This is a genomic window from Acinetobacter sp. DMC2 (assembly GCF_056314305.1).
In genome coordinates this window covers 1-14626 of record NZ_JBQUYP010000004.1, presented here as the reverse complement: position 1 = coordinate 14626, position 14626 = coordinate 1, and the positions used below count along the sequence as shown (strand labels likewise).

Below are 14626 nucleotides of genomic sequence, written 5' to 3'. Positions count from 1 at the left end.
CACTTAGATTTATTAAAGGGGTAATCAACATTGTCTTACTTTTTTTACTTTCAATTTGTTTTACACTAGATCAAAACGTTAACTTTCAAATGTTATGAATGCCACGCCGACTCACCAAGCCTTGCAACCTGAATATCGCTTACTCGTACTTTTGGTTTCCATTGGCTTTTTTATGCAGGCTTTGGACACAACAATTGTAAATACAGCTATTCCTGCAATGGCTCACCATTTAAATGAAGACCCTCTACGCATGCATAGCGTAGTTGTGGCCTATGTTTTATCAGTAGCTGCCTGCATTCCTTTAAGTGGATGGTTAGCAGACCGCTTTGGTGTTAGAAATATTTTCTTATCGGCAATCGTTATTTTTACTTTAGCCTCTTTAGGTTGTGGTCTTTCTCAGAGCCTCAATGAACTCTTATTTTTCCGAGTCATCCAAGGCGTAGGCGGAGCCTTACTACTTCCTGTTGGCAGACTATCACTTTTAAAGATTATTCCCCGAACTCAGTTCTTAGCTGCAATGAGCTTAATGAGTCTTGCAGGTTTACTCGGACCTTTGGCGGGTCCTACTTTGGGTGGTTGGTTAGTTGAAGTTGCAACTTGGCACTGGATTTTCCTCATCAATATTCCCATGGGTATCTTAGGCATCTTAATGACATTAAAAGTCATGCCTAATTTAAAAGAACCTTCAGTCAAAACATTTGATTTAGGCGGCTTCATCTTATTAGTGGTAGCCATGATTGGATGGTCTTTGGGTATCGAGCATTTAGCCTCACCTGAATATTCAAAATGGTTCAGTATTTCGCTATTAGTCGTCGGCATAATCGCAACGCTTTGGTATGCCTATCACTCTCATACTCATCAAAATGCGTTGTTCCGTAGCCGACTTTTTAGAAACAAAATTTATGCGATTGGTATTTTAGGTAATTTCTTTGCCCGCTTTGGTGGTAATGCTTTACCTTTTGTTTTACCGCTCATGCTACAGGTGGCTTTTGGCTTTGAACCTTTCATAGCAGGTTTAATGATGATTCCATTAGTCTTGGGTTCATTATTTTCAAAGCCAATTGTCAGACCGATTATTCAAAAGATTGGCTACCGACGTTTTTTACTCATTAATACAACGCTGGTCGGGCTATGTATCGCCTCTTTCGCCATCATGACAGTTGACACTCCAACTTGGTTTAGAGCCTTACACTTTTTCTTATTTGGCACATTAAACTCACTGCAATTTGTGGGTATGAACACACTCACCTTAAAAGATCTACCTCAACAAGATGCAAGTAGCGGTAATAGTTTTTTATCGATGATCATGATGCTATCAATGAGTATTGGCGTGGCACTCGCTGGCACACTCATTAATATCTTTACTGATTATTATGGAGCTGACCATGTGACCACTGCATTCCACGTCACTTTAATTTGCCTCGGCTGTATCAATGTCATTACAGCGCTTATTTTCTGGCAAATTCCAAAAAATACCCCCGTATAAGCCGTTGCATTTTTAGCGTAGTTTCTCCCTCTTGAATCACGTTATGATGTCAGCTTCAAATCTGTAATGAGTTTTGCATGACCAAACTGGCTAAAACCTTTTTCACAGCACGGTACAATACCTTTATCGGAATTGGCTTGGGATGTGTTATGGGAGTTCTGGCTTATTTTGGTCTGTTCTATCAGCAAAAAGCCGTTGCACAAGATTATCCAGTTCAAGGCTTTGATATTTCTCATCATCAAGGTGATATCAACTGGAAAAAAATATCACCGGAAAAATTCCAATTCGTTTATTTGAAAGCGACTGAAGGTGGTGATTACAAAGATTCAAAATTTCAAGAAAACTGGCTCAAAGCTCGTGAACATGGGCTTCATGTAGGGGCTTATCACTTTTATCGTCTATGTCGTGATGGAAAGACACAAGCAGATAACTTTATTGCGACTGTGCCTAAAAAATCAGATGCGCTTCCACCCGTCATTGATCTGGAATATGACGGTAACTGTATTAATTCACATACCAAAGAACAATTACTTAAAGAAATAGGCATCATGCATGATCGTCTAAAACAGCATTATGGCAAACAGCCTATATTTTATATTTCTAAAACTTTTTATCACATTGTGTTAATCGGTAGTTTTCCTAATACACCACTTTGGGTTCGTGATTATGAAGGTAAACCCGAACTTAAAGACAAGAGAAAATGGCTCTTTTGGCAGCATAGTAATCAGGGTAAAATTGAAGGGATAATAAAACCCGTAGACTTAAATGTTTATGAGGGTTCACTCAAAGAATGGCACCAATTCTTACAGCAGCAAGGCATCGTGAAAGCACAATAATATGCGCAAAATCATTCATATCGATATGGATGCCTTTTATGCATCAGTCGAATTGCGAGAGCGTCCTGATCTAAAGCATCTCCCTGTGGTTATTTCTTCGCATCATCCGCGAGCTGTCATTGCTGCTGCATCCTATCCTGCCCGTGAATTTGGTTTGCGTTCAGCTATGTCGATGAGTCAGGCACGAAAACTATGCCCTCAAGTCGTTATTATTGAGCCAAATTTTGAAAAATACCGCACAGTCTCTGCTCAAATTCACTCTATTTTTCAGCAATATACTCTGCTTATTGAACCTTTATCGCTTGATGAAGCTTATTTAGATGTCACTGAAAATCTAAAACAGATTGCGAGTGCAACCGAAGTTGCGATGCATATTCGGGAAGATATTTTTCGGTTAACTGGACTGACTGCATCAGCAGGTGTAGCCCCTAATAAATTTTTGGCAAAAATTGCTTCAGATTGGAATAAACCGAATGGTTTGTGTGTAATCAAACCTTCGCAAGTCGCTAGTTTTATTCAAGACCTGCCCCTTAAAAAGATTCCTGGCGTCGGCAAAGTCACTCAGGAAAAATTGCAGCAACTTCAACTACATACTTTGGGCGATTTACAGAAAATTGAAGAGGCTGTTTTAGTTCACCACTTTGGTAAATATGGACAACAACTTTATCTATATGCTCAAGGGATTGACCATAGACCTGTTCAAGCTGAAAGAGCCCGCCAACAAATTTCCAAAGAGACAACTTTCGATAGTGACTTTACTTTGGTTCAATGTCAGCCCTATTGGCAAGGACTAGCCGAGAAAGTCTGGCAAAGCTTAGAGAAAAAACAACTCAATGCACGTGGTGTGAATATTAAGCTTAAACTCAAGAATTTTCAGACTTTACAACATAGTAAAAGCTTTAAAAGACCGATCCAATCGCTGCAGGACTTAATCCAAGTTTTATTTTTATTATTAAATGAAATGCAGATTCCTGAACATTTTCAGTTTCGCTTAATTGGTATAGGAGTTTATCAATTACAAACCCAAGCGGATGACTTCCAGCTTAACCTCTGGTAGTTGATTAATTTTCACTCAAAAGAGCAACTTTTAAACAAAATAGACTCCCTTTTACTGAAACTTTAGAGTAACCTAATCAACGCATATTCATTACCCATGTATTTGCAACATGCCAAAGCAACCTTTACTTTCGGCATATCGTCCTGTGATTGGCGTGACGACCAAATCCGAATATTACAGGGCACAAATGTGCCCTTTTATTATAATTTATTCTTTAATAAAAACATTTATATATTACAGTCCTGTTTGGTCATTTTAATTTTAGTTAATGGTACATTATCTTTATATAAATACTTTAAATTAAGTTGCGCTCCTTTATTTAATAATTCTTTCATTTTTATATTATTGCAAACACCTTTAACAATTTCAGGAACACCATTAACTTCCATTGCTTGTACCCATTCAGTAGGCATATCCACAGACGTTATATGAATCAGACGATAATTCAACGTTAATTCTTTCCCTTGAGCCTCAACATGCTCTAAATTTGTTTCTCGATCTACTTGCATAGGCAAGTTTTTATTGATTATCTTGGCCCCAAAAGTTAACTGTAGCGGCAAATCATCCTTAATACTTTCTTTACACAAATTCTGAGGGACACTTGTAGAATATTCCTCTGTAATATATAACTGTTTATCCACCCCACGAGAAACCACCATATAGTAATCACGATCTGTAAAACAGTTATTAGTGCTATATCTCGTCGCTGAAATCTTTGCAGAATTTTGACTTCTCGTCACTTTCACATCACTATAGTTAGATGTATATCCCAGCTTTTGAAGCATTTCTTGATTTTCTAAAAATAGTTCTTTTAATTTTTTCCCAGACATACTCATGCTTTGTTCAATACCATCTGGTGTGATTTGTTTTTGATGAAGTTTGGCATTGTCTGCATAGAGTTCCATTCCTTTCGGATCACTCTCATTCGACAACTGTTTATATTTTTCAAAGAACAATATATATTCTTGATCAGGATTTATAGCATGCGTTATTGTTGTCATTCCCACTAATCCTCCCAATATAATAATCTCTATTTTTTTTCGCATGGTCATGTCCAATATATTATTTTATTCAATGCAGATATTAGCAATTTATAATAAATCTTGTCATTAATTAATTATAGCCACCAATATCAACTAAAAAAATTCCACTGCTTAATTCAATCAAGTACAATCTTTTCTATTGTTTTTTAAATCAGGTAAAGCTTATGTCCGTGCAGCGTTTACACGTGACTTCACGCTACTGCGAAGTTGCGATTTCAGGTAATTTAGTACACTTAGCTGGCCAACTCGCAGATGATACAAGCGTCGATGTTACAGCACAGACTCAACAAACTTTAGATAATATTGACCGTCTATTGGCAGAAGCTGGAACAGATAAAACCCATATTCTTTCTGTTATGATTTTTCTAAAAGATATCGACAAAGATTATGCAGCAATGAATGCTGTTTGGGATGCATGGATTAGTGAAGGACATCCACCAGCACGTACTTGTGTAGAATCCAAACTTTATGCACCAGACGTGCTTGTAGAAATGACGGTAGTTGCAGTACTTCCATAATTTTTATAAATATAAAGTGAAACTAAATTGAGCAATATCTCTAGTTATATTGCTCAATTTTTTAGTAGTTTTAACATTTTTAATGTCAGCATGTTATTAAGATCCTCTTTAATGAGTTCTCTAATCAATTGCTATAATCTCTAATTTTTAAGACTTCACAAACGCATTTGACATTCGTTCTAGTTGCGGCGTTGCATGTAAAATTGCCATCTCTGTTTCTGGAGTCAATAAGTCCCTTCTTAGATCGTGATAATCAGGCACCTCACTGTAATGAAGCACACGATAGCCAGCCAGTTGTAATAGACGACGTTCATATTGTTGATGCGCTCGGCGTAAACCACTTTCTCCAAGAACAACCACTACAACAACCTGATAATTTTGATCAAGCACAACAAAATCAGCCGCCATATTTTGATATTTTCGACGTGTATGCGCATATTTTGTAGTTAATAATGCATCAAACGATACATGTGCCAACACGGTAAATTTAGGCAAAACTGTTTGTAGTCTGGTTAATGTCATTTGCTCATGACTGGTTAAGACTGCACGGCGCTTCAAGGCACTATCATGTTGATGCCTTCGCGAAAGACTTTTCACTGCCATTACAACAGCCAGAAATAATAATAAGATCGTGATTAAATAGTACATGGGTCCAATCCTTTAGGTTTTTTATAATGATTTTGCTAGATCACACTTTGTTTTAATTGATAACGACAGAGCCGTTTTTTAAAAGGTTCACTTAGTAATTTCACTTGTAGTTATCAAGCTTGGCTTAAATTTAGCCACCCTCACATTATTTATAATCATAGAATCTACAACAATCAAGTGCAGCTCGTCAGATTTTTGCTATTTATCATTATTCGTTACGTTTTTTGTACTTTTAATCTTCAAAAATCTCACTATACGATTTAAATAGACACTTTAAAAACAAAACAGGCTCTATTTAAGAGCCTGTTTTATCACTATCCACGAACCTTGCTTTTAGGTTTACTTTTTCCACCAAATGGTCTTTTCTCACCGGTTTCACGAGGAGGCAAACCAGTGTGTTGGGTTAGAACTTGTCCTTTTTGTGGACGTTTTTGCCCTGTTCCTGAACGAGATTGCCCTTGACCACGTTTTGCTGAATCGCCCGCTACAGAAGAGTTCTTCTTACGTGCCGACTTATATTCACCTTCAGCAGTACCTTGTGGCTGATAGGTCGGGATCAAGTGCTGCTTTGAATTACCAATTAAATCTGCACGGCCCATTTCTTTTAAAGCTTCACGAAGCAATGGCCAGTTGTTTGGATCATGGTAGCGTAGGAATGCTTTATGCAGACGACGGCGTTTCTCACCTTTTACAATATCAACTTTTTCAGTATAGCGAGCTACTTTAGCAAGCGGGTTTTTGCCCGAATAATACATGGTTGTTGCAGTTGCCATTGGCGATGGATAGAACGTCTGTACTTGATCGGCACGGAAACCATTCTTTTTCAACCAAATTGCAAGGTGCATCATGTCATAATCTGAAGTACCCGGATGTGCTGCAATAAAGTAAGGAATTAAATATTGCTCTTTTCCTGCTTCTTTACTGAAACGGTCAAACATTTGTTTGAAACGATCATACGTACCAATACCCGGCTTCATCATCTTAGATAAAGGACCATTTTCGGTATGTTCAGGAGCAATTTTTAAATAACCGCCAACGTGGTGTTGTACCAGCTCTTTGACATATTCAGGGTTGAGTACGGCAAGGTCATAACGTAAACCTGAACCAATCAGAATCTTCTTCACGCCTTTAATTGCACGTGCCTTACGATAAAGCTGCACTAAAGGGGCATGATCGGTATGCAAGTTTTGACAAACGCCTGGATATACACAAGAAGGTTTACGACAGTTCTTCTCAATTTCAGGATCTTTACAATGCAAACGGTACATGTTTGCCGTTGGACCACCTAAATCTGAAATAATACCTGTGAAGTTTGGTGCTGTATCACGGATTTTTTCAATCTCACGTAAGATCGAATCTTCCGAACGGTTTTGAATAATACGACCTTCATGTTCTGTAATCGAACAGAATGTACAGCCACCAAAACAGCCACGCATAATGTTGACCGAGAATTTGATCATATCAAATGCAGGGAAACGAGCATCGCCATAAGTAGGATGTGGCAAACGTGCATACGGAAGATCAAACACATAGTCCATTTCCTCAGTCGTTAGAGGAATTGGTGGTGGATTAATCCAGACATCACGTTCACCATGGCGTTGAACCAAAGCACGGGCATTACCCGGATTAGTTTCAAGATGCAAAATACGGTTTGCATGCGCGTAAAGTACGTGATCATTCGCCACCTCTTCAAAAGAAGGTAAACGAATTACCGCTAACTCGCGTGGTGGTAATTTGTGTTTAATTGCTTTTGACGGTGCTGGCTTTAATTGAACGATTTGAGTGTCGTCATCTAGTTTGTCGCCTTCACGCACAATCGGATTTGCAACAATCTCTTTCTGGAAATCTTGATACTGAGCTAGGGAGTTACCTTTTTCTTTTTCAACTTCACAGCCATCAATATCTTCAGTCATGACATATGGGTTAATAATTGGATCAACACGCCCAACCGTATCTACATCATTACTCGCAACCTCAACAAACTTTGCTTTTGATGCTTTGTTATGTTTATTAATAATAAATGCTGTACCACGAACATCCGTAATCTCGTGGATTTTTTCACCTTTAGCCAAACGGTGCATCACATCAATAATGGCACGCTCACCATTACCATACATGAGCAAATCAGCTTTTGAGTCCATCAAAATTGAACGACGGACTTTATCTGACCAATAATCGTAATGCGCAATACGACGTAAACTACCTTCAATACCGCCTAATAACACAGGTACATCTGGAAAGGCTTCACGACAACGCTGGCAATATACCGTTGCTGCACGGTCAGGACGTTTATTTGGTTCATTGTTTGGAGAGTAAGCATCATCAGAACGGATTTTACGATCTGCCGTATAACGGTTAATCATCGAATCCATATTACCTGCGGTCACCCCCCAAGCAATTGTTGGCTTACCTAAAACGCGGAAGCTTTCAACATTAGTCCAGTCTGGCTGCGCAATAATTCCGACACGGAAACCTTGTGCTTCAAGCACACGCCCAATTACACCCGATACAAACGATGGATGGTCAATATAGGCATCGCCACAGACTAAAATAAAGTCACATGCATCCCAGCCGAGTTGGTCCATTTCTTCTCGTGACATCGGCAAAAATGGTGCGGGTTCAAAACACGACGCCCAATATTTGTCGTAATCAAACAGCGCTTTTGGCGCAGTCTGCATGGTGTAGGCAGTAGACATGGCTTGCGAATCTCGGCTAGCAGATGGAGGAGAGACATCTAAAGATGAAAGCCGATCATTTTAACATGAATTTCATTCATTTTCCCTGTTTATAAAACATGCGAAAACAATAATATAGAAATTAATTTGATTAAAGTTTACTCAATATTTTATTCTTGGAATAAATACGGCGGAATAAAATCCGCCGCAGTTTTAATTTTTATTTATAGAGCTTAAAACAAATCTTTTGGTAAACGAATCTGAATAATCTCATTATCATCAGCCAGTTTTGCGTTACGCCCTGTCGAACCAGGGAAGTTATTATCATTGAAAACGGTAAGCGTTGTACCATTTTCAATAATCACATCTTCAATGGTTTCAAATGGGAAAGCAAAAACCTGTCCCGTACCGATATCCCCTGCTCTTGCTGTGCTATACAATAAATTCGGGTTAGCAATTTTAATTAAATCAACCAAATCTTCACGGCTTACTAGCTGACCGGACTCATGTAATTTAATACGGATTAATTTTTTATAGCCGCCTAAATTATTCTGAGTCGCATCACGTTCAATAATGATCCCTTCTTTATCATTAAAGAGTTGGAAGTCACCAATATTGGTTGCCTTGCTGTCTAACTGGAACCAATAATATTTTCCTGTATACACTTTTTTCTTCAGGTCAAATTGAGAAATCAGTAGTTGTCTTTCTGTTTCCCGAATTGATTTAATTGGCTTTTCTATAAGAGGGTAAAGATACTGCCCGTCTGGCGAAATCGCCATTCCTTCAAAACCACCACTTTGCTGAACTAGAGGTTCTACAAAATTAATTTGTGCTTTATTAAACTGATTTTGTGGCGAACGTAATTCTTGAGTCGGATTTAACGGATTTAGCAGAGCAATCGGTGCATCCAGTAATACTCCATCTGCTGAAAAATGAAGTAAATAAGGTCCAAATTCATCGCCAATCCAGTAAGTACCATCGCTAGTACGTTGCATTGACTCTGGATCAAAATCAGCGCCCGTTAATAATCGATCAGCTGTATCACCATTCACGATATTAAAAGGAATTAACTTATTTGGATCACGCAGCTGGATAAAGCTTTGCACAGTCACTTGCCCCGTGCCTTTAGCTTTAGTTTTGAAATCAGGCTTTAGTTTATAAATACGAAGTAAAAAATCTGCTGAATTATCTTGAGTCCCAAAACCATTATCAGCCATTGCCATATAACTGCCATCTTCATTTTTTAATGCAGCAGAAAAGCCTTGTACAGGTTGACCCTTAAATGGAGGATAAATTCCATTTGCACCTTTCACATATGCGCCAGAGTCTGGACCAGCTGCATAAGTTTCTACAGGTAACTTGGCAAAAGAAATTAAGGTCGGTTCGGTAACTTTTTCAGTAGGTGAAGTTTGTTCTTGATCATTATCATCATTACATGCCGTCAATCCTAAACTGGCGCAGCATAATAATGCGACTAAAGTTTTTTTGCTCATAGTTTTATACAGTTGGTAAAAAATTAAGCAAATTTAATCAATCTTATATGAAGTTTTTACTTCAAAAAGATGAAATCTTTATGGCGAAAATATGACAAACTCAACTGTTCAATACAAACACAAACTAAATGACCTCATCAAAAATAATTAAAGTTTCGTTGGCTGATATTCTCCAGCAATTGCTGCTTTCAAAAAGTTCTGGAAAGTTGGACATTCCATATGATTTTCAGCAGGACATACCGCAGCATGTTGTAATCCTTGGCTGATAAAATGCAATCGTTTAGCCATTTGCTCTAATTGTTCAGCTTTATCTTTTAGTTTTTGCCGATTGAGCTCTGGTTTACCATCTTGCCCAAACATTGTTGCGATTTCATTTAAAGAAAAACCTGCAGCACGACCTAAAGCAATGAGTGCCAGTTGATCAAGCACTTGTTTCCCATATTGCCGACGTAAACCTTGCCGCCCTATCGATTTAATTAATCCTTTCTCTTCATAAAAACGTAATGTAGCGGTTGTGACTTTTGCCTTTTTAGCGACTTCACCAATATCCATAACAATCTCTTGACTTCAAGTGAACTTTAACTTGCACAATAAATTTATCACGTTTCAGACGTATAAAAGCAAGGTTTCAAAATGAATCTCTCCACATTGTTCTTTCAGGCTTTATGTCTCGGCATTGGCGCAACAATTATGATGGATATCTGGCTGTTAACATTAAAGATATTCAAAATTCCGACCTTAAACTTCGGCTTGCTTGGACGCTGGGTCGGTTGGATATTCCACGGAAAAATCATCCATCAATCTATAGCTCAAAGCCCTCAAATTAAGGGTGAATATTTATTAGGTTGGGTTGCTCACTATAGTGTCGGGCTAATCTTTTCATTTAGCTTTCTTTTAATTGTTGGCTCAACTTGGCTTAGCCATCCTCAGTTTTATTCAGCACTACTGTTTGGTGTAGTCACCGTTCTCATTCCTTTTTTTATTATGCAACCTGCGATGGGTAGTGGTTTTGCTTCTTCAAAAACCCCTCGTCCTTTTTTGAACTGCCTAAAAAGTTTGATGAACCATAGTGTTTTTGGTTGTGGCTTATATCTCACTGCAAAATTATTTCAAATTTAAATAAAGAGGAAACTGCTCATGAAAACCGTTGCCATTATTTACTATAGTCGCCAAGGCCACACCCAATTTATTGCTCAGCAAATTCAAACTGGCATCTTGAATCATAAAGATATTAAAGTAGATCTGCTCAATGCCGAAGATCTTATCGAAAACCCAGAAGTTCTTAACCAATATGACGGCTTAATTTGGGGTTCTCCTACATATTTAGGTGGCGTTTCTTCCAAGTTAAAACAACTCATGGATGCAACAGGTCCTTTATGGAAAAAACAGAGTTTTAAAGGAAAATTAGCAGCTGGATTTACCGTTTCCTCTCTTCCTGCAGGTGATAAACAATCGACGTTAATTTCGATTTTTACCTTTTGTATGCAGCACGGCATGCTCTGGGTAGGCAATCCAATTCTGCCAGAACAACATCAAGGTGTTACCTATACAAAAGCAGCTAACCGTCTTGGTTCATGGTCAGGCTTAATGGCTCAAGCTGAACATGGCAGTAATGCCGATAGGTTTGATGAAGGAGATATTAAAACTGCTCAACAATTTGGAGAAAATTTTGCATTGACCTTAAATGCTTATCAATGAATATAAGGCCATGAAAGCACAGAAGCTTTTATTTCTGTTAATTTTATCTGGAATGATGTCTTTTATAGTTTCGGGTATTTCAACTTTTAAAGTAGTGGAGCTAAATCATCATTTCCTTTCATTGTGGGTATCGGCTTGGATTATTGCATGGATATTGGCTTTTCCAAGTGTATTGATTTGTGCGCCTATAGCTCAGAAACTTGTCGACATTGTATTTAAGTAAGTTGATCTGTAAGTTAAAACGTACGAAACTTGCGGCGATTTGCGGATATTCATCTTTAGTATTTTTTCATAATATATGAAGCATAGAGAGACAGGATGTCTCATTGAAGAAGAATAAGAACGCAGGAAGCGGTAGTTGACAGGAGTTAGCTACATAAGCTGAATACGAAAAAACCTCGACAGGATGTCGGGGTTTTTTCATTTTAATTATACAAAATTCTCACTCTTTGCTTGTGCTGAGCAACAGAACTTATATTGATCGATTAATTACAGCTGAATACCATGATTTCATTTGAAATTTGATTATTGGTTTTGTATTTTGCTTACCTCATCTTTATCTAACAATTATTTTAAACCGACTCAAATACACATTTTGAGTCTCAAATTTTTCGTAATTGCTTTAATGACAATAATGACTGGGTGTACAAGCTTAGGCCCGAATAGTGGTTCATTTTCATGGCGTTCAAATAAGCTCTCGTCTGGTCTACAAAAAGCTTATGCTGTTCCACAAAGCACAGCGAATCGGTTATCTCCAATAATTATTCAAAGTGCTGACCAATATAATGTGCCCCCTCTTTTACTTGCCGCGGTCATAAGACAAGAATCGAGTTACAATACTAATGCCCTCTCGCCTACGGGTGCAGTAGGTTTAACTCAAATTATTCCCAGCTATTGGCAACAAACTTGTACTGGTAATTTGTATGATGAATCTACAAATATTCAATGTGGCGCATATATTTTAAATCATTACTATCAGTCAGCGGATAGTTGGTTCAAAGCAACGGCTTATTATAATGTTGGGCCAACTGGATATGAGAGAAGTTTCTGGACACGGCACAAAGCTAAAAAATATGCTCGATCTGTTAAACGTCATCAAAAAGCTTTAAAAAGTGCTTTATAAATAAGTTTAAATAAAAGCCCATCTATTGATGGGCTTTTTTATACAGTTAATTTTATTCGTCAAATAAACCGTCAAACAGAACAGAAGATAAATAACGTTCTCCGCTGTCTGGCAGAATAACAACAATAGTTTTACCAACATTTTCAGGGCGTTCTGCAATTTTTGCTGCCGCAGCCAAAGCTGCTCCACTTGAAATACCCACTAAAATCCCTTCTTGAGTTGCACAGTTTCTTGCCCACTGAATTGCTTCTTCGCTAGTCACGGGTAAAACTTCATCCACAAGATCTAAATCAAGATTCTTTGGAATAAAGTTCGCACCAATACCCTGAATTTTATGTGGTGCAGGTGTAATGTTCTCTCCATTTCTAGTTTGAGTAATAATTGGAGACTCAGCAGGTTCAACGGCTACAGAATACAAAGGTTTATTTTGAACTTGTTCGAAATAACGAGAAATACCAGTAATTGTGCCGCCAGTACCTACACCCGCAACCAAAATATCAACTTGTCCACCTGTTGCTTGCCAGATTTCAGGACCAGTTGTATCTACATGGATTTGTGGATTCGCTGGGTTCTCAAATTGCTGAGGTAAGAAATAAACATCTGGCTGTTCAGCTGCTAATCGTATAGCTTCATCAACTGCACCTTTCATTCCTTTCGCTGGTTCAGTTAAAATCAAATTGGCACCGAGAGCTTTTAATACTTTTCTACGCTCAAGACTCATGCTTGCAGGCATAGTTAAAGTAATTGGATAACCCTTAGCAGCTGCAACAAAAGCTAGTGCAATCCCCGTATTACCACTGGTTGGTTCAACAATTTGCATGCCTTCTTTTAACACACCGCGCTTTTCTGCATCTGCAATTAGTGCCGCTCCAATACGACATTTCACAGAGAATGCAGGGTTACGGCTTTCCACTTTTGCTAATACGGTTGCACCAGTTTTAATCAAACGGTTAATGCGAACTAAAGGAGTATTACCAATAGCTTCTGCATTATTGGAATATACCGCGATCCCTAAATTATTGGGTGTTGGAAATTGCTGATCAGTAGACATGTTATATCCTTATTAGATTTGGAATGATTCTGACTCATTATAAGCTTCTATAATAAACAGGAAAGTAGAAAAGCTAAGTAATGCCTGAATTCTCAAGTGAACAGTGTCTCTTGTCATAGATTTCTTTCTAATAAACAAAAAATTAATAATTATTTTAAAAATCAAATTATTAGATTAAATAATTTTATTTTACCATCCATATCTTACATTATTAACACTACCCTAATCTTCTAGTTACACGCTAAAGCTAATGTTTTCCAAAATTTTATATAGCGAGTCACCAAAGTTCACCCTCTCTCCAATCGGCACAAATACTATCATCTTCTAAATTATGAGTTAGTCGCTCTTTCAGCTGAGCGCTCAACGGAAATAACATAATTTGATAATCATATGTTAGATAAGTGGAAGCATCTTGTTTGATGTGTAAATCCCCCCACCACGAAATCCAATCTAATTTTTTATAGAATGTATCATCTTCAGGCTGTAATGCCGCGAGTTCATAGCCTAAAGGAGTTAAAACATCAGTTAAATATCGTAATAATTTAGATGCGAGTCCTTTTCCACGCATTTTGACATCAGTAGTCACATATTCTATATAAGCAGTTTTTACAGTGATACCATCTTTTAAGGTAAAAATTCGATCTGTCCATAAAGCATGTGACACAATATTATCATTCAATATGCCTATTATATGCACAGCGGTTTGCATGAAGGTATATTGACTCCAAGGATCTTCATCAAAAGCAGCAAAACATAGCTCAGTAATTTGTTGCCGTTGTTGTTTATCTAAGTCATGAGCCGCGATGATTTTAAACTGCATAGGCAGAAACTCTATTTTAATTGTTTAAATCATAAGCAAAGCTCGAAATAATATGAAGTTTTTTAGTTAAAACCCCTTAATATTTATTACCCGCATGCAAAAAACACCCCGGCCTCTTTCGGGGTCGGGGTGTTTGAATAATGAGCTGGCGATGACTTACTCTCACATGGGAAACCCC

The 14626-nt window shown here is 37.8% G+C and carries 15 protein-coding genes and 1 pseudogene; 8 read left to right on the top strand and 8 right to left on the bottom strand.

From position 1 onward, the window contains the following. Positions 1-94: 94 nt before the first annotated feature. The 3 genes from mdtD to dinB all read left to right on the top strand — a co-directional run bounded on the left by mdtD (position 95) and on the right by dinB (position 3379). A complete protein-coding gene (gene mdtD, locus ACT53H_RS09165; protein ID WP_111855757.1) occupies positions 95-1486 on the top strand; it encodes a multidrug transporter subunit MdtD in 1392 nt (463 codons plus the stop codon). A gap of 77 nt (positions 1487-1563) precedes the next feature. Further along, positions 1564-2322, top strand: coding sequence for a glycoside hydrolase family 25 protein (locus ACT53H_RS09160; protein ID WP_476009127.1), 759 nt, complete (start codon positions 1564-1566; stop codon positions 2320-2322). Between the two features lies 1 nt (position 2323). After that, the gene (gene dinB / locus ACT53H_RS09155; protein ID WP_151989346.1) at positions 2324-3379 is read left to right on the top strand and encodes a DNA polymerase IV; all 1056 of its coding nucleotides are present in this window, start codon (positions 2324-2326) and stop codon (positions 3377-3379) included. Positions 3380-3383: 4 nt separating this feature from the next. On the opposite strand, the pseudogene ACT53H_RS09150 reads toward dinB, so the two are convergent. Continuing rightward, positions 3384-3500 (bottom strand): annotated as a pseudogene (locus ACT53H_RS09150) (hypothetical protein). A 106-nt stretch (positions 3501-3606) separates the two neighbouring features. Further along, positions 3607-4425, bottom strand: a complete 819-nt coding sequence (locus ACT53H_RS09145) for a hypothetical protein (RefSeq protein ID WP_238612791.1) — start codon at positions 4423-4425, stop codon at positions 3607-3609. A 161-nt stretch (positions 4426-4586) separates the two neighbouring features. Here ACT53H_RS09145 and ACT53H_RS09140 point away from each other — a divergent pair, with 161 nt between their 5' ends. Next, positions 4587-4940, top strand: coding sequence for a RidA family protein (locus ACT53H_RS09140; RefSeq protein ID WP_174730889.1), 354 nt, complete (start codon positions 4587-4589; stop codon positions 4938-4940). Positions 4941-5087: 147 nt separating this feature from the next. On the opposite strand, the gene ACT53H_RS09135 is transcribed toward ACT53H_RS09140, so the two are convergent. From ACT53H_RS09135 to ACT53H_RS09120, 4 genes are all read right to left on the bottom strand, one after another. Further along, the gene (locus ACT53H_RS09135) at positions 5088-5588 is read right to left on the bottom strand and encodes a DUF2726 domain-containing protein (RefSeq protein WP_004795239.1); all 501 of its coding nucleotides are present in this window, start codon (positions 5586-5588) and stop codon (positions 5088-5090) included. Positions 5589-5902: 314 nt separating this feature from the next. Continuing rightward, positions 5903-8284, bottom strand: coding sequence for a YgiQ family radical SAM protein (locus tag ACT53H_RS09130; protein ID WP_174740452.1), 2382 nt, complete (start codon positions 8282-8284; stop codon positions 5903-5905). A 212-nt stretch (positions 8285-8496) separates the two neighbouring features. Further along, complete coding sequence (locus ACT53H_RS09125) at positions 8497-9756, bottom strand: esterase-like activity of phytase family protein (protein WP_476009126.1); 1260 nt, start codon at positions 9754-9756, stop codon at positions 8497-8499. Positions 9757-9903: 147 nt separating this feature from the next. Then, positions 9904-10308 (bottom strand): helix-turn-helix domain-containing protein, encoded by a 405-nt coding sequence (locus ACT53H_RS09120; protein WP_004795245.1) that lies wholly within the window; start codon positions 10306-10308, stop codon positions 9904-9906. 81 nt (positions 10309-10389) lie between these two features. Here ACT53H_RS09120 and ACT53H_RS09115 point away from each other — a divergent pair, with 81 nt between their 5' ends. From ACT53H_RS09115 to ACT53H_RS09100, 4 genes are all read left to right on the top strand, one after another. After that, positions 10390-10875, top strand: a complete 486-nt coding sequence (locus tag ACT53H_RS09115) for a DUF2938 domain-containing protein (protein WP_476009125.1) — start codon at positions 10390-10392, stop codon at positions 10873-10875. 18 nt (positions 10876-10893) lie between these two features. Beyond that, a complete protein-coding gene (locus ACT53H_RS09110; RefSeq protein WP_476009124.1) occupies positions 10894-11454 on the top strand; it encodes a flavodoxin family protein in 561 nt (186 codons plus the stop codon). Between the two features lie 10 nt (positions 11455-11464). After that, entirely contained in the window at positions 11465-11677 is a 213-nt protein-coding gene (locus ACT53H_RS09105) for a DUF2798 domain-containing protein (protein ID WP_004795251.1), read from the top strand. Positions 11678-11968: 291 nt separating this feature from the next. Continuing rightward, positions 11969-12577, top strand: a complete 609-nt coding sequence (locus tag ACT53H_RS09100; RefSeq protein WP_174730909.1) for a lytic transglycosylase domain-containing protein — start codon at positions 11969-11971, stop codon at positions 12575-12577. 52 nt (positions 12578-12629) lie between these two features. On the opposite strand, the gene cysK is transcribed toward ACT53H_RS09100, so the two are convergent. Together cysK and ACT53H_RS09090 are read right to left on the bottom strand one after the other, a co-directional pair. Continuing rightward, on the bottom strand, positions 12630-13628 hold the full coding sequence (cysK, locus tag ACT53H_RS09095) for a cysteine synthase A (protein WP_174730912.1): 999 nt from the start codon (positions 13626-13628) through the stop codon (positions 12630-12632). A gap of 277 nt (positions 13629-13905) precedes the next feature. After that, complete coding sequence (locus tag ACT53H_RS09090; RefSeq protein WP_476009123.1) at positions 13906-14448, bottom strand: GNAT family N-acetyltransferase; 543 nt, start codon at positions 14446-14448, stop codon at positions 13906-13908. Positions 14449-14626: the final 178 nt, after the last annotated feature.

Bases quoted from the DNA above. Each gene is read 5' to 3' on its own strand.
- mdtD (WP_111855757.1), top strand. From the start codon at position 95: ATGAATGCCACGCCGACTCACCAAGCCTTGCAACCTGAATATCGCTTA.
- ACT53H_RS09160 (WP_476009127.1), top strand. From the start codon at position 1,564: ATGACCAAACTGGCTAAAACCTTTTTCACAGCACGGTACAATACCTTT.
- dinB (WP_151989346.1), top strand. From the start codon at position 2,324: ATGCGCAAAATCATTCATATCGATATGGATGCCTTTTATGCATCAGTC.
- ACT53H_RS09145 (WP_238612791.1), bottom strand. From the start codon at position 4,425: ATGCGAAAAAAAATAGAGATTATTATATTGGGAGGATTAGTGGGAATG.
- ACT53H_RS09140 (WP_174730889.1), top strand. From the start codon at position 4,587: ATGTCCGTGCAGCGTTTACACGTGACTTCACGCTACTGCGAAGTTGCG.
- ACT53H_RS09135 (WP_004795239.1), bottom strand. From the start codon at position 5,588: ATGTACTATTTAATCACGATCTTATTATTATTTCTGGCTGTTGTAATG.
- ACT53H_RS09130 (WP_174740452.1), bottom strand. From the start codon at position 8,284: ATGTCTACTGCCTACACCATGCAGACTGCGCCAAAAGCGCTGTTTGAT.
- ACT53H_RS09125 (WP_476009126.1), bottom strand. From the start codon at position 9,756: ATGAGCAAAAAAACTTTAGTCGCATTATTATGCTGCGCCAGTTTAGGA.
- ACT53H_RS09120 (WP_004795245.1), bottom strand. From the start codon at position 10,308: ATGGATATTGGTGAAGTCGCTAAAAAGGCAAAAGTCACAACCGCTACA.
- ACT53H_RS09115 (WP_476009125.1), top strand. From the start codon at position 10,390: ATGAATCTCTCCACATTGTTCTTTCAGGCTTTATGTCTCGGCATTGGC.
- ACT53H_RS09110 (WP_476009124.1), top strand. From the start codon at position 10,894: ATGAAAACCGTTGCCATTATTTACTATAGTCGCCAAGGCCACACCCAA.
- ACT53H_RS09105 (WP_004795251.1), top strand. From the start codon at position 11,465: ATGAAAGCACAGAAGCTTTTATTTCTGTTAATTTTATCTGGAATGATG.
- cysK (WP_174730912.1), bottom strand. From the start codon at position 13,628: ATGTCTACTGATCAGCAATTTCCAACACCCAATAATTTAGGGATCGCG.
- ACT53H_RS09090 (WP_476009123.1), bottom strand. From the start codon at position 14,448: ATGCAGTTTAAAATCATCGCGGCTCATGACTTAGATAAACAACAACGG.